Raw genomic sequence first — 13,799 nt, 5'->3', positions numbered from 1 at the left:
GCGCCAAAACGTTAACTGGCTGGCATTAGGCCTGATGGGTGTTTTCAAACCACCCATCCACTGCGCTGTGAATTATTTTCAAAACCCGTGAGCCGTTTTCCGCTCCTCGCGTGACAGAGAAGACAGAACCCTTCCGCTCCTGACTTCTCAAGGATCCCGAAATGCCCTTGCGTCCAAGCCCGCTTGCTCTCGCCCTGCTGCTGACCTTCAGCGCCATCGCCCCGACCCAGGCCGCCGATGCCCCGGCGCGCACTTACCAGATCGCGCCGATGCCGCTGGAAAACGCCCTGAACCAGTTCGGCCGGGAAAGCGGCGTGCTGATTTCCTTCGGTTCGGAGGTCACCCAGGGCCTGCAAAGCCACGGCCTGAGCGGCAACTTCACGGCAGAGCAAGCCCTCGCCGCGCTGCTCCACGGCACCGGCCTGTACGCCCGCGCCGAGGGCAACAACGCCTTCAGCCTGCAACCGGTGAGCAGCGCCGCCAGTGCGCCGGTCGAACTGGGCGCTTCCAGCGTGGTGGGCGACTGGCTCGGCGACGCGGCGCAGGACAACGTCTTCGAGCACGCCGGTGCCCGTGACGTGATCCGCCGCGAAGAATTCGAACGCACCGGCGCCAGCAGCGCGCGGGAAGTGCTCAACCGTATCCCGGGGGTCAACGCGCCGGAAAACAACGGCACCGGCAGCCACGACATGGCGCTGAACTTCGGCATCCGCGGCCTCAATCCACGCCTGGCTTCGCGCTCCACGGTACTGATGGACGGCATTCCGGTGCCCTTCGCGCCCTATGGCCAGCCGCAACTGTCCTTTGCCCCAATCAGCATGGGCAACATGGACGCGGTGGACGTGGTGCGCGGCGGCGGCGCGGTGCGCTACGGGCCGCAGAACGTCGGCGGCATCGTCAACTTCGTGACCCGGGCGATCCCGGACGAGCCGACCGTCAAGGCCGGCCTGCAAACCCAGACCAGCCCGTCGTCCAGCCACGACGGCTTCAAGAGCAGCGCCAACCTGCTCGCCGGCGGTACCGCCGACAACGGCCTCGGTGGCGCCCTGCTCTACTCCGGCACCCGCGGCGGCGACTGGCGCGAGCACAGCGACACGCAGATCGACGACCTGATCCTCAAGGGCAAATTCCAGATCGACGAAGCCAACAGCCTGCACGCCACGGCCCAGTACTACGAGGGCGAAGCCGAGATGCCCGGCGGCCTAAGCACGGCTGCGTACGACGCCGATCCGTACCAGTCGACCCGCCTGCAGGACGAGTTCTGGGGCCGTCGCACCATGTTTAACGCCGGCTACGACTACAAGGAAGGCGAGCGCCAGTTCAGCGTCAACAGCTTCTTCACCAAGACCCTGCGCAGCGGCTACCTGCGCCAGGGCAACTCGATCTCGCTGTCGCCGCGCGAGTACTGGGTGCGTGGCATCGAGACGCGCTTCACCCAGGGCTTCGCGCTGGGCGACAGCCACCACGAAGTCGGCCTCGGCTACCGCTATGTCAACGAGGCCGGCCACGAACTGCGCTTCATGGAAGCGGTGAGCGCCAATCGCCTGCCGTCCACCGCCAGCCTCAACGACCGCGACACCCGCGGCGCCACCGAAGCCCATGCGCTGTTCCTCGATGACCGCATCGACATCGGCCAGTGGACCATCACCCCGGGTATCCGCTACGAGATGATCGACTCGCGGCAGAACAACAACCTCACCGGCAAGGACTACCAGGGCAGCTACAACACCGCCCTGCCGGCACTGAACGTGATGTACCACCTGAGTGAGAGCTGGAACCTCTACGCCAACACCGAAGGCTCGTTCGGCAGCGTGCAGTACAGCCAGATGCCGAACCGCGTGAACCAGGGTGAAGTGAAGCCGGAGAAGGCGCGTACCTGGGAAGTCGGAACTCGCTACGATAACGGCAACTTGCAGGCAGAAGCCGGCCTGTTCCTCATCAACTTCGACAATCAGTACGAGAGCAACCAGACCAACGACAGCGTCATCGCCCGTGGCGAAACCCGTCACCAGGGCCTGGAAACCAGCGTGAAATACGCGCTCGACGGGCTGACCCCGGCGCTGGCCGGTTTCGATGTGTACGCCAGCTATGCGTTCGTCGACGCCACCATCCGCGAAGACGGCGCCAACAAGGGCAACCGCGTGCCGTTCTCGTCGCGGCACAAGGGCACACTGGGCGTGGGTTACAGCGAAGGTGCGTGGAAGCTCAACCTGGACAGCACCTACCAGAGCGGCCAGTTTGCCGACAACGCCAACACCTCGGCAGAAAGCGCCGACGGCAGCACCGGACGCATCCCTGGCTACATGCTGTTCAGCAGCCGCGCGGCTTACGACTTCGGTCCGCAACTGTCGAACCTGAACGTGGCGGTAGGGGTGAAGAACATCTTCAATCGTGAGTACTTCACGCGCTCGTTCGACGACAACAACAAGGGCAAGTATGTGGGTGAGCCGCGCACGGTTTACCTGCAAACGTCCGTGGCGTTCTGAAGACCCTGGGGGCCGCGTTGCGGCCCTTCCTGGGCAAGAGTGAAATGCCCCCATGCAACTTATCTACCGGATCCTAACCCTATTCCCCAACCCACTTGAAACAAAATATTTTTATTTTTTAGGGGGTTGAAATGTTCGTCCAAGTGCCTGACCTTGTAGTCAAGAGGCAATGATTCCCACAGAGCGCAAAGCTCCTGGTCAGTCTCTTGCGAGCTAGCTGAATAAGGATTGGAACCATGCAAATCCAGGTCTACAGCGACAACCATATTCAAGGCAATATCCGGCTGAACGAGTGGGTTCGCAGCACGGTGGAAAGCACGCTCGAACGTTACGAAGAGGACCTCACCCGAATTGAAGTCCACATGCGCGATGAAAACGGCGACAAGCCCGGCCCGCATGACAAACGCTGCCAGATGGAGGCACGCCCAAAAGGCCATCAACCGATTTCCGTGTCCCACAAAGCCGAATCGCTGGAGAAGGCTGTCGCGGGCGCCGCAGACAAATTGAACCACGCGCTGGAACACCATTACGGCAAGCAGCGCAGCAAACGCGCAGTCACCCAGCAGGAAAGCAGTGCCAATGACGCCGATGGGCTGCTGCAGGAAGAATTCCTGGAAAACGAACAGGCTCGTCTGAGCTGATAATCCCGCGGTAACGCGGACGGTAGAGAAAGCCCCTGGCCTTGAGGCCCGGGGCTTTTTTTGTTCTTCACGGGGCTCTGGGCTGGCCAGGCTGCGCTCCGGGTCGCCGCTGCGGTGTTTCCTCCATGTCGTAATCCGACAGCCCCGGGACGCAACCGGGTCAATTCCCCCGCAACCGCTCAAGGTAAGGTATTCCCGCCGGAACGCCTGACCCGGCCCATGACAACACGCGTAGAGGCACGTCCCTTGAAGCGGCTTCATTGATTTCCTAACGCTTCGCGGCGTCGCTTCGTCTCTGCCTCCAACAATCCCTTCAAAAGAGCAGAGTATGTCGAGCCTGAACGACTCCAGCGGCGGACAACTGTCCAACGGTTTCAAACCTCGTCACGTCACCATGCTGTCCATCGCCGGAATCATCGGCGCCGGACTTTTCGTCGGTTCCGGCCATGCGATCGCCGCTGCCGGCCCCGCCGTTATCCTGGCCTACCTGGCCGCCGGCACGCTGGTCGTGCTGGTGATGCGAATGCTCGGCGAAATGGCCGTGGCCAACCCGGACACCGGCTCCTTCTCCACGTACGCCGAAAAAGCCATCGGCCCCTGGGCCGGCTTCACCATCGGCTGGCTGTACTGGTGGTTCTGGGTGCTGGTGGTGCCGATCGAGGCGCTGGCAGCCGGCTATATCCTCAACCAGTGGTTCCCCGGAGTGGACACCTGGATCTACGCACTGGCCTCGGTCGTCCTGCTGAGCATCACCAACCTGTTCGGCGTGGCGAAGTACGGCGAGTTCGAGTTCTGGTTCGCCTTGCTCAAGGTCACTGCGATCATTCTGTTCATCGGCTTCGGCGCCATGGCGCTCAGTGGCTGGGTGCCCAACCACGAAAGCGCGGGCCTCATCAATCTGATGCGCGAACATGGCGGCTTCGCGCCGAACGGCATGGCGGCGGTGGTCGGTGCGTTCATCACCATCATGTTCAGCTTCATCGGCACCGAGTCGGTGACCATCGCCGCAGCCGAATCAGGCGAGCCCTCGCGCAACATCGCCAAGGCCACCCGCTCGGTGATCTGGCGCATCGGCGTGTTCTACCTGCTGTCGATCATGGTGGTGATTTCCGTGGTGCCGTGGAGCGATCCGCAACTGGCAACCGTCGGTTCCTACCAGCGTGCGCTGGAGTTGCTCAACGTTCCCCATGCAAAGTTGATCGTCGATCTGGTGGTGCTGGTGGCCGTGACCAGTTGCATGAATTCCTCGATCTACATCGCCTCACGCATGCTGTATTCCCTGGCCCGGCGCGGCGATGCGCCCGCAGCGGCGGCGCGAACGTCCGGCAACGGCGTGCCGCGCACGGCAGTGCTGATCACCGCGTCGGTCGGTGCGTTCATTGCCGCGTTGAATCACTTCGCGCCGGCCAGCCTGTTCGACTTCCTGCTGTCCAGCTCGGGCGCGATCGCGTTGCTGGTGTACCTGGCGATCGCCATTTCCCAACTGCGCATGCGCCGCCTGCACGGCGATGCTCTCACCTTGAAGATGTGGCTGTTCCCGTGGCTGACCTATGGCGTGATCGTGTTTATCTCGGCGGCGCTGGCGGTGCTGGTGGTGACGCCGGAGCATCGCGCCGAAGCGACCAGCACGCTGGTGCTGGTAATGGGCGTGTCACTGGTGGGGATTTTCGTCTGCCGCAAACGCGGCAAGGAATCGGCGGCGGGACTTGAACGGGTCTACTGACAAATTTCAGGCATAAAAAAACCGCGAAGCGCCATCCGGCCCTTCGCGGTTTTTTTTAGATCAGAACGAAGCGTTCTGCAGACCATCCAGGTAGCGCTCGACATCCAGCGCGGCCATGCAGCCGGCACCGGCCGAGGTGATCGCCTGGCGGTAAACGTGGTCGGCCACGTCGCCAGCGGCGAACACGCCCTCGATGTTGGTGGCGGTGGCGTTGCCTTCACGGCCGCCGGCAACAACCATGTAGCCGTCTTTCAGCTCAAGCTGACCTTCGAACAGCGAGGTGTTCGGGGTATGGCCAATGGCGATGAACACGCCGTCAACCTTGATCTCGTCGAAGCTGCCGTCGTTGTTCTTCAGGCGCGCGCCGGTGACACCCATGTTGTCGCCCAGCACTTCGTCCAGGGTCGCGTTGAGCTTGAGCTCGATCTTGCCTTCGGCAACCCGGGCGTGAAGCTTGTCGATCAGGATCTTCTCGGCGCGGAAGGTCTCGCGACGGTGGATCAGGGTCACTTTGCTGGCGATGTTGGCCAGGTACAGCGCCTCTTCGACAGCGGTGTTACCGCCACCGACCACGGCAACCGGCTTGTTGCGGTAGAAGAAGCCGTCACAGGTCGCGCAGGCGGAAACGCCTTTGCCCATGAAGGTCTCTTCCGAAGGCAGGCCCAGGTAACGCGCGCTGGCGCCGGTGGCGATGATCAGTGCGTCGCAGGTGTAGGTGCCGCTGTCGCCCTTGAGGGTGAACGGCTTCTGCTGCAGCGCGACTTCATTGATGTGGTCGAAGACGATTTCGGTCTCGAAACGCTCGGCGTGTTCCTGCATGCGTTGCATCAGCGCCGGGCCAGTCAGGCCATGGGGGTCGCCCGGCCAGTTGTCGACTTCGGTGGTGGTGGTCAGCTGACCGCCAGCCTGCATGCCGGTGATCAGCAGCGGCTTGAGGTTGGCACGGGCGGCATAGACAGCAGCGCTATAACCGGCAGGGCCGGAACCGAGGATGATGACCCGCGAATGACGTACTTCAGACATGACACGCTCCTGTCAGGCCGGCGATGCATTGCCGGCCCCGTTACGCCGGAATCACCGGCGGAAATAAAAAAGAACCTGCAAAGCACTTGGGGAAGGCTTATGGCTGCAGGTCCTGAAAACCAATGTGCGCACTGTAGCGAGGGGGCAAAGATTAAGGAAATATCCTTAAACAATCCACCTTATAGACTTGATCTATATTCCCCTTCATCGCGTGGTTCATTTCCTATTGGCGACTTTCCCGAGGATTTGTTACAGCCCGTTGCGCCGCCCCCGGACGGCTTTCGTCGCGTCGGCAAACTCGGTAAGGTCGGCGCGTTTTCCATCGCTCGGAGCCTTATATGCAAGCCCCTGTCCTTTCCGGCCCACAGTACCTGCGCGAGGGCCTGAAACTGGTCCTGAGCCCCGGATTGCGGGCGTTCGTGCTGCTGCCGTTGGCGATCAACCTGCTGCTGTTCGTCGGCCTGATCTACCTCGCCGGCCATCAGTTCAGCCTCTGGGTCGATGCGCTGATGCCCACCCTGCCACACTGGCTGAGCTTTCTCAGCTATGTGCTGTGGCCATTGTTCGTGGTGCTGGTGGCATTGATGGTGTTCTTCACCTTCACCTTGCTGGCAAACATCATCGCCGCGCCCTTCAACGGCTTCCTCGCGGAGAAGGTCGAAGTGGTGCTGCGTGGCAAGGATGAATTCCCGCCCTTCAGTTGGGGCGAACTGACCGCCATGGTGCCACGCACCCTGGGCCGCGAAATGCGCAAGCTCGGCTACTTCGTGCCGCGGGCGCTGGGGCTGTTCATTCTGTCGTTTATTCCGGTGGTGAACATCGTTGCCGCGCCGCTGTGGCTGCTGTTCGGGATCTGGATGATGGCGATCCAGTACATCGACTACCCGGCGGACAACAACAAGATGAGCTGGCAAGACATGCTCGCCTGGCTGCGGCAGAAGCGCTGGCAATCGTTGGGGTTTGGCGGGATTACTTATCTGGCGCTGATGGTGCCGTTCGTCAACATCCTGATGATGCCGGCAGCGGTGGCGGGCGCCACGCTGTTCTGGGTGCGCGAGCGCACCTGATCCCGTCCATGGCCGGTGCCTTGCGCACCGGCCATCGTTCTCCCGCCCTTACTTGAGCTGGTTGGAGAACTGTCCTACCGCATTCACCACCTTCTGCGCACCGTCCTGAATCTCGACGATCACCGTACCGGTCTGCCCGGCCAGGGCCAGGCCCTGTTCGGCCTGGCGCTTGCTGCTGTCGATGATGTCCACGGCAGCCTTGGCCAGTTGCTCGTTCTGCTGTACCACCCGGGCAATTTCCTCGGTAGCGCTGCTGGTGCGCGAGGCCAGTTGGCGGACTTCGTCGGCGACCACCGCAAAGCCACGGCCTTGCTCACCGGCGCGGGCCGCTTCGATGGCGGCGTTGAGCGCCAGCAGGTTGGTCTGGCCGGCGATGTCGCTGATGGTCTTGATGATCGAACCGATGATCTGCGACTGCTTGTCCAGCGCTTCGATGCCGCTGGCGGCGTCCTGCATGTAGGTTTCCAGGCCGCGCATCACTTCGACGGTCTGGGTCACTACTTCCGTGGCACGGCGTGCGCTCTCGTCGGTGGCGATCGAGTTGCTGTAGGCAATGTCGGCCGCCTTGGCGACCGCAGCTTCCTGGTTGACCTGTTCAGTGATCACGGTGGCGAACTTGACCACTTTGTAGAGCACGTCATGGGCGTCGATGATCGGGTTGTACGAGGCTTCCAGCCATACGGTACGCCCATGGGCATCGATGCGCTTGAAGCGCTCGGCGACGAATTCGCCGCGACGCAGCTTGTCCCAGAATGCCTGGTAAGTAGCGGAGTTGTATTCCTCCGGCTCACAGAACATACGGTGATGTTTGCCGCGCACTTGCTCAAGGGTGTAACCCATGGTGCGCAGGAAACGGTCGTTGGCGCTGAGCACTTCGCCATTGAGGTTGAACTCGATCACCGCAGTCGAGCGCATCAGCGCCTTGATCAGGCTTTCGTGCTCGCGGGAGCTTTCGATGGTGCGGGTCAGGTCGCTGGAGTGCAGGGTGAAGTACTTGATGCGGCCTTCACTGTTCTTCACCGGCTGCAGGATCGAACGCAACCAGGCTTCCTCGCCATTGCCACGCAGCAGGCGGAAGGCGCCGTTGAGGTGTTCAGCACGGTTGAGGGCGTGACGCATGCGCTGGTAGAAATCCAGCGGCTTGACGTGATCGGGAACGATCTCCTCGATATGGCGACCGATCAGTTGCGAACTGTTGTACAGCATCTCTCTTTCGAAGTTGCCATTCACCGACTCGATGCGCCCGTTAGGGTCTAGTTGAAGCACCAGCATTTCACTGTCGAGGCTGCCTTTTACCTGTTCCAGGGACATCAGTTCTTCGCGTAATTCGAGAACTTCTTTTTTCAATTTGCTGTTGAACATCAACGCTCTCCTGGAGCGAAATCGTCATTCGGAATGTCGCTTTTATCGGCTGACAGGTGGCCATTCTTGAGCAGTAAAACCGGGAATATTTCGCGGTCCGGAAACGCCAGGGATCGGGCGTCACGGATACGTCACCAGAATGTCATACCGGCGCAATTTGGTCGCCGGAGACTGGCCATCATGACAACACTCCCGCTGCATATCACCCTGATCAGTGAAACCTTCCCACCGGAAATCAACGGCGTGGCCAATACCCTTGGCCGCCTCAGCGAAGGCCTGCGCCAGCGCGGTCATCGGGTCGAGCTGGTGCGCCCGCGGCAGAGCGATGACCCGCCGGGGCAGGCCGACAGTGACCAACTGCTCTGCCGCGGCTGGCCGCTGCCTGGTTATCCGGGGCTGCAGTGGGGACAAGTGTCGATGCACAAACTGCTGCGACGCTGGCGGCGGGACCGGCCGGACGTGCTCTACATCGCCACCGAAGGCCCGCTGGGCCTGAGCGCTCTGCGTGCCGCGCGGCGCCTGGGGATTGCCGTGGTCAGCGGCTTCCACACCAACTTCCAGCAGTATTCCAGCCAGTACGGCCTGGGCTTGCTGGCCCGCGCGCTGACCCATTACCTGCGCTGGTTCCATCACCGCACCCACAGCACCCTGGTGCCCAGCCCGAGCCAGCACCTGAACCTGGAACGCCGTGGCTTCGAGCGCCTGACGCTGCTGTCGCGCGGCGTCGACGGCTGCCTGTTCAACCCGGCGCGGCGCAACCCGGCCCTGCGCGAACAGTGGGGCCTGGGCGAACATGATATTGCCCTGCTCTACGTCGGTCGCCTGGCTGCGGAGAAAAACCTGGGCATGCTCGGACGCACCCTTGAGGTGTTGCAGCAAAAGTATCCACAGCGGCGCATGCGCCTGGTGATCGTCGGCGACGGTCCGCAATGGGCGGCGTTGCAGGAGCAGTTGCCGGATGCCGTGTTCTGCGGCCCGCAACGCGGCGAACACCTGGCGGAACACTATGCCTCGGGGGATATCTTCCTGTTCCCGAGCCTGACCGAGACCTTCGGCAATGTGGTGCTGGAGGCCCTGGCCTCAGGGTTGGGCGTGGTCGCGTATGACGAAGCCGCGGCGGGCCAGCATATCCGCCACGGCCACAACGGCGCACTGGCCATACCCGGCGACGCCGCCGGCTTCATCGACGCGGCCTGCTGGCTGCTGGAAGACCGCGAAACCCTGCGCCGAGTCCGCCTCAATGCCCGCCAGCACGCCAGCCGCCAGGGCTGGCCGGCGATCATCGAGCAGTTCGAAGGACACCTGCGCGACGCCTGCGAGCCGCTGCATCCCGAGCAGGCGACTCACCGCGACCACGGTTTGCAGGTCAAACCAGGCTCGTCAGCGCCTCACGGCTGAACGGCAGGATCTCGGCTTCGCGACCATCGCGCACCTTGGCCGCCCACTGCGGGTCCACCAGCAGCGCACGGCCGACCGCCACCAGGTCGAACTCCTGATTGTTCAGGCGTTGCAGCAAGTTTTCCAGGCTGGCCGGCTGCGCGACTTTGTCGGTGTCCACCATGAACTGCAGGAACTCGCCGTCGAGGCCGACACTGCCCACCGTGATGGTCGGCTTGCCGGTGAGCTGGCGGGTCCAGCCGGCCAGGTTGAGCGGCGAACCATCGAACTCCGGCTCCCAGAAGCGCCGCGTCGAGCAATGGAAAATATCCACGCCGGCGTCGGACAGCGGCTTGAGGAAAGCCTCCAGCGCCTCGGGGGTGGTCACCAGACGCGCGCTGTAATCCTGCTGCTTCCACTGCGAGAAGCGGAAGATGATCGGGAAATCCGCGCCGACGGCGGCACGCACGGCCTGGATCAGCTCGATGGCGAAGCGCGAACGGCCTGCCAGGTCGCCGCCGTATTCATCGTCGCGGCGGTTGCTGGTTTCCCAGAAGAACTGGTCGATCAGGTATCCGTGGGCGCCGTGGATTTCCACGCCGTCCATGCCGATGGCCTTGGCGTCGCGGGCCGCCTGGGCGAAGGCGGCGATGACCTCCTGGATGTCCTGGTGGGTCATGCCGTGGACCACTTCCTGGCCATCCTTGAGTTTTTCGCTCGGGCCATAGCCCGGCACGCTGGCGTCCGGCTCGGTGCCGATGCGGCGCACGCTGCCCACGTGCCAGAGTTGCGGAACAATGCGTCCGCCCTCGGCGTGCACGGCCTCGACCACTTTCTTCCAGCCGGCCAGGGCGTCTTCACCGTAGAAACGCGGCACGTTCGGGTAGCCATTGGCGGCCTTGTGCCCGACCGTGGTGCCTTCGGTGATGATCAGGCCGACACCGGCCGCGGCGCGGCGACGATAGTAATCCACCACTTTGGCGTGGGGCACGCCGCCGGGGCAGAAGGTGCGGGTCATCGGCGCCATGACCACGCGGGTCGGCAGCTCCAGGGCGCCCAGTTGGAAGGGGGTGAACAACGGGTTGGCGGACATGTGGCGCTCCGTGGGGGTGGCAAGAGCGCTTGAGGATAGGGTCGGCTTGAGGGAGGGCCCAGTACTATTGATTTGGGTGATTTGGCGGTAAAGGTCTGGTGTTGGTCTTCAGGGCCTGAATGGATAAGCCCGCAACATAAACACCCAACAGCCTGCCGCCCGGCCCGACCCTTGCAACCTGATCTGAACTACCCGCCTTGAGGCCAGTCAATCGATGCACGTCATTTGTCAGGTGAGCACCATGCACAATCCCTTTCAGCAGATCAGCGCCGCCTTTTCGGCGCAGTACCGGGTCAACCTGAGTATCGAGCGGCTGGACGGCAGCATCATGCTGACGCTGTCCAACGAAACCGGCGGTGTGGTCGCCAAACGCCTGATCAGCCCGGCCCAGCGCAACGACCCGCAACGCCTGGATCGGCTGATCGACAGCGTGCGTTTCGGCATCGCCATCGAGCAGGGCCACAGCGCCATGGACATCCTCGCGGCCATGACCGAAGAAGGTGCACGCCACAGCCGGCGTGACAATCGCTGGGGCACCAGCGCCACCCGGCATTAATCGGGCGACCACCATTCGTCGCCTGCCACCTCTACGGCCCGGTCCTCATCGACGAACGGCACGCGACTGCGGACCTGTTCGTACACCCGGCGCACGCCTTCGCCCAAACGAATTTCGCCGCGCAGGTCCACCGCCTGCGCGGCAATCACCGCTTCGATGCGGGTCAGCCATTCCAGCCGTTGCAGCAGCGCGCGGGTCTTTTCGATCACCGCCAGCGCCTGCCCGGCATAATCCTCCACGCGGTCAGCCACCGGCACGCTGATGGCCGGAATCGGGTTGGCCAGATGGCTGATCTCCGCCACCAATGCCGCCGCCGTGCGCTGCAACGCCGCCAGCCCGACGCGCCCCGGACGCGGGCTGAGCGAACGCGGCAGGTCACTGGACGCCGGCGACAGCAGCTTGGCCATGCGCTCCGCACTCGCCACCGCCACCCGACTTAACGCCAGTCCCAGTCCTTCAAAGGCCAGAGCCAGGTGCGTGCTGTCGAAGTTGGCGGTCACCAGCACCTGCCGGCTTTCGTCCACCAGCGCCGGATTGTCCGCGCCGCTGGCCAGCTCGATTTCCAGCATGTCGCGGGCATAGGTCCAGGCGTGCCGGGCGGCGCCGAGGACGATGGTCGAACAGCGGAAACTCAACGGGTCCTGCAAGCGCCGCGCATGCGACGAATCGTTCAAGTCGCTGCCCGCCAGCAATCCGAGCAACTCGGCCGCCGCCTCGACTTGCCCCGGCGCCGGACGCAGACCCGCCGCCCGAGGCTGAAACGGCGCGAGGCTGGCGCGGTAGCCTTCGCAAGACAACGCCAGCGCCGCCAGTTGCCGCGCCAGCACACGCTCCGCCTCGATCACCAACAAGGCGCCAAGGCCGATGCTCGCCGCATTGGCCGAGACCAGCGCCAGACCGTCCTTGTCCCGCGGCACGATCGGACTCAGCCCGGCACGGCGCAGGGCCTCATCCGCCGCCAGCCGCTCACTGCGGTATTCGACCCAGCCCTGCCCCTGCAACGCCAGGGTCAGATGGGCCAATGGCGCCAGATCACTTTCGCCCAGGGAACCGAGCAAAGGCACTTCGGGATGGATGCCATGGTTGAGCAGATCAAGCAGGCGCTCGGCGCTGGTCAGGGAAATACCGGAACGGCCCTGGACCAGCCCGGCCAAGCGGGCGCAGATGATCGCCCGCACCTCGCGCCGCTGCGCCAGGCGCCCGACACCCACCGCCCGGCCTGCGGCGATGCGTTGCTGGAACGCCATATCGTCCAGCGCTTGCGCCTGATCCACCGCTGCACCAAGCCCGGTGGTCACACCGTAGATCGATTCACCGGCGGCGATCAGCTCACGCAACAGGCGATGTCCGGCCTCGATGCGTCCGCGCGCCGCGCTGCTCAGTTGCAGCGGGACGTCATCGTCCACCAGCGCCAGCAACTGAGGCAGCGCGAGGCCATCAACCCCCAGTTCCAGCGCGCTCATGCAAAGCGCAGCCGCTGGCCGATACCCAGCCGACGGGCCTTTTCCAGCAGTGCATGGCCGAGGGCGATATCGCTCAGGCTCAGGCCGCGGTGCCAGAACAAGATGGTTTCCTGCGGGTGCTCACGACCGGTTTTCAGCCCGGCGACGATCTGCCCAAGCTCGGCATGCAAGGTCTGCTCGCTGAGCTTGCCGGCCTCGACATGCGCCCGCAGCGAACCGAACTGGCCGCCCTTGCACTGGCCCCAGTCGTCAACCACCAGCTTGTCCATGATGTCGGTCAGCGACAGCTCCACCGCGCTCATGGTGCCGTAGGGCACGACAAAGGCGCCGGGCTTGATCCACTCCGTACTCAGTAGCGGCTCGGGTTGTTGCAGGCGCGAGGCTTCGACCACGATATCGGCATCGCGCACGGTGCTTTCCCAGTCTTCGGTGACGATCACCGGCTTGCCCAGGTCGCGGCGCAGGCGTTCGGCGAAGGCTTCGCGGCTCTCGACCCGGCGCGAGTGCACGCGGATTTCGTCGAAGTCGAACAGGTGATCCAGCAGCCGCACATTCCAGTACGCCGTGCCACGCGCGCCGATGTGCGCCAGCACCTTGCTGCGTGGATTGGCCAGGTGCCGGGCGCCGATGGCGGTCAGCGCGCCGGTGCGCATGTCGGTGATCGCCGAGGCGTCGAGAATCGCCTGGGGCACGCCGGTGGCCGGGTCCAGCAGGTTGAGGATGGCCAGTTCCGAGGGCAGCCCTTGCTGGTAGTTGTCGACGAAATCGCCCACCACCTTGACCCCGGCACGGCCGATATCACCGCCGAGCACGCCGCGCAGCACGTTGAAATGACCATTGATGGCGCCGCCCGGAATCAGGTGGGTGCGCGGTTCTATCACTGCCGCGCCCTGCCCCTGAAGGACAAGGCCAGCTTCGACGGCGGCGAGGATTTCATCGTTGTTCAGGTTCAACTCGGCCACGTCGAGGCCGTTGAGGAAGTCGATGTAGATCGGTCGTGTGCTCATG

The 13,799-nt window shown here is 63.6% G+C and carries 11 protein-coding genes and 1 pseudogene; 6 read left to right on the top strand and 6 right to left on the bottom strand.

The window, feature by feature from the left end; genetic code table 11:
• Nucleotides 1–161 precede the first annotated feature (161 nt).
• The 3 genes from fecA to HWV67_RS17125 all read left to right on the top strand — a co-directional run bounded on the left by fecA (nucleotide 162) and on the right by HWV67_RS17125 (nucleotide 4,850).
• The gene (gene fecA / locus HWV67_RS17135) at nucleotides 162–2,486 is read left to right on the top strand and encodes a TonB-dependent Fe(3+) dicitrate receptor FecA (protein WP_175652092.1); all 2,325 of its coding nucleotides are present in this window, start codon (nucleotides 162–164) and stop codon (nucleotides 2,484–2,486) included.
• Between the two features lie 236 nt (nucleotides 2,487–2,722).
• On the top strand, nucleotides 2,723–3,127 hold the full coding sequence (locus tag HWV67_RS17130; protein ID WP_095154499.1) for an HPF/RaiA family ribosome-associated protein: 405 nt from the start codon (nucleotides 2,723–2,725) through the stop codon (nucleotides 3,125–3,127).
• 328 nt (nucleotides 3,128–3,455) lie between these two features.
• Nucleotides 3,456–4,850 (top strand): amino acid permease, encoded by a 1,395-nt coding sequence (locus tag HWV67_RS17125; protein ID WP_175652091.1) that lies wholly within the window; start codon nucleotides 3,456–3,458, stop codon nucleotides 4,848–4,850.
• 60 nt (nucleotides 4,851–4,910) lie between these two features.
• On the opposite strand, the gene trxB is transcribed toward HWV67_RS17125, so the two are convergent.
• A complete protein-coding gene (gene trxB, locus HWV67_RS17120) occupies nucleotides 4,911–5,873 on the bottom strand; it encodes a thioredoxin-disulfide reductase (protein ID WP_095158575.1) in 963 nt (320 codons plus the stop codon).
• Between the two features lie 338 nt (nucleotides 5,874–6,211).
• On the opposite strand from trxB, the gene cysZ reads away from it, so the two are divergent.
• On the top strand, nucleotides 6,212–6,940 hold the full coding sequence (gene cysZ, locus HWV67_RS17115) for a sulfate transporter CysZ (RefSeq protein ID WP_175652090.1): 729 nt from the start codon (nucleotides 6,212–6,214) through the stop codon (nucleotides 6,938–6,940).
• A gap of 48 nt (nucleotides 6,941–6,988) precedes the next feature.
• On the opposite strand, the gene HWV67_RS32155 is transcribed toward cysZ, so the two are convergent.
• The gene (locus tag HWV67_RS32155; protein ID WP_371929317.1) at nucleotides 6,989–7,396 is read right to left on the bottom strand and encodes a methyl-accepting chemotaxis protein; all 408 of its coding nucleotides are present in this window, start codon (nucleotides 7,394–7,396) and stop codon (nucleotides 6,989–6,991) included.
• A 129-nt stretch (nucleotides 7,397–7,525) separates the two neighbouring features.
• Nucleotides 7,526–8,212 (bottom strand): annotated as a pseudogene (locus HWV67_RS32150) (PAS domain-containing protein); the annotation flags it as partial.
• 270 nt (nucleotides 8,213–8,482) lie between these two features.
• On the opposite strand from HWV67_RS32150, the gene HWV67_RS17105 reads away from it, so the two are divergent.
• Nucleotides 8,483–9,700, top strand: coding sequence for a glycosyltransferase family 4 protein (locus HWV67_RS17105; RefSeq protein ID WP_175652088.1), 1,218 nt, complete (start codon nucleotides 8,483–8,485; stop codon nucleotides 9,698–9,700).
• Here HWV67_RS17105 and HWV67_RS17100 read toward each other — a convergent pair.
• Nucleotides 9,669–10,772 carry an NADH:flavin oxidoreductase gene (locus tag HWV67_RS17100; protein WP_175652087.1) on the bottom strand — a complete coding sequence of 368 codons (1,104 nt, stop codon included), beginning with the start codon at nucleotides 10,770–10,772 and terminating at the stop codon, nucleotides 9,669–9,671. The two genes, HWV67_RS17105 and HWV67_RS17100, sit on opposite strands and share 32 nt — an antisense overlap.
• 241 nt (nucleotides 10,773–11,013) lie before the next feature.
• Here HWV67_RS17100 and HWV67_RS17095 point away from each other — a divergent pair, with 241 nt between their 5' ends.
• On the top strand, nucleotides 11,014–11,328 hold the full coding sequence (locus HWV67_RS17095; protein ID WP_095154968.1) for a DUF3509 domain-containing protein: 315 nt from the start codon (nucleotides 11,014–11,016) through the stop codon (nucleotides 11,326–11,328).
• On the opposite strand, the gene HWV67_RS17090 is transcribed toward HWV67_RS17095, so the two are convergent.
• Together HWV67_RS17090 and HWV67_RS17085 are read right to left on the bottom strand one after the other, a co-directional pair.
• A complete protein-coding gene (locus HWV67_RS17090) occupies nucleotides 11,325–12,791 on the bottom strand; it encodes an HAL/PAL/TAL family ammonia-lyase (protein WP_175652086.1) in 1,467 nt (488 codons plus the stop codon). The two genes, HWV67_RS17095 and HWV67_RS17090, sit on opposite strands and share 4 nt — an antisense overlap.
• Complete coding sequence (locus tag HWV67_RS17085) at nucleotides 12,788–13,798, bottom strand: ornithine cyclodeaminase family protein (RefSeq protein WP_175652085.1); 1,011 nt, start codon at nucleotides 13,796–13,798, stop codon at nucleotides 12,788–12,790. Before HWV67_RS17085 ends, HWV67_RS17090 begins: the two co-directional genes overlap by 4 nt.
• Nucleotide 13,799: the final 1 nt, after the last annotated feature.

It is taken from the genome of Pseudomonas sp. Marseille-P9899, from assembly GCF_903166565.1.
Taxonomy (GTDB): Bacteria; Pseudomonadota; Gammaproteobacteria; order Pseudomonadales; family Pseudomonadaceae; genus Aquipseudomonas; species Aquipseudomonas huaxiensis.
This window is presented reverse-complemented; position numbering and strand designations above follow the sequence as displayed.

Excerpts from the sequence above, each read along its gene's own strand:
- fecA (WP_175652092.1), top strand. The coding sequence starts at position 162 with ATGCCCTTGCGTCCAAGCCCGCTTGCTCTCGCCCTGCTGCTGACCTTC.
- HWV67_RS17130 (WP_095154499.1), top strand. The coding sequence starts at position 2,723 with ATGCAAATCCAGGTCTACAGCGACAACCATATTCAAGGCAATATCCGG.
- HWV67_RS17125 (WP_175652091.1), top strand. The coding sequence starts at position 3,456 with ATGTCGAGCCTGAACGACTCCAGCGGCGGACAACTGTCCAACGGTTTC.
- trxB (WP_095158575.1), bottom strand. The coding sequence starts at position 5,873 with ATGTCTGAAGTACGTCATTCGCGGGTCATCATCCTCGGTTCCGGCCCT.
- cysZ (WP_175652090.1), top strand. The coding sequence starts at position 6,212 with ATGCAAGCCCCTGTCCTTTCCGGCCCACAGTACCTGCGCGAGGGCCTG.
- HWV67_RS32155 (WP_371929317.1), bottom strand. The coding sequence starts at position 7,396 with ATGCAGGACGCCGCCAGCGGCATCGAAGCGCTGGACAAGCAGTCGCAG.
- HWV67_RS17105 (WP_175652088.1), top strand. The coding sequence starts at position 8,483 with ATGACAACACTCCCGCTGCATATCACCCTGATCAGTGAAACCTTCCCA.
- HWV67_RS17100 (WP_175652087.1), bottom strand. The coding sequence starts at position 10,772 with ATGTCCGCCAACCCGTTGTTCACCCCCTTCCAACTGGGCGCCCTGGAG.
- HWV67_RS17095 (WP_095154968.1), top strand. The coding sequence starts at position 11,014 with ATGCACAATCCCTTTCAGCAGATCAGCGCCGCCTTTTCGGCGCAGTAC.
- HWV67_RS17090 (WP_175652086.1), bottom strand. The coding sequence starts at position 12,791 with ATGAGCGCGCTGGAACTGGGGGTTGATGGCCTCGCGCTGCCTCAGTTG.
- HWV67_RS17085 (WP_175652085.1), bottom strand. The coding sequence starts at position 13,798 with ATGAGCACACGACCGATCTACATCGACTTCCTCAACGGCCTCGACGTG.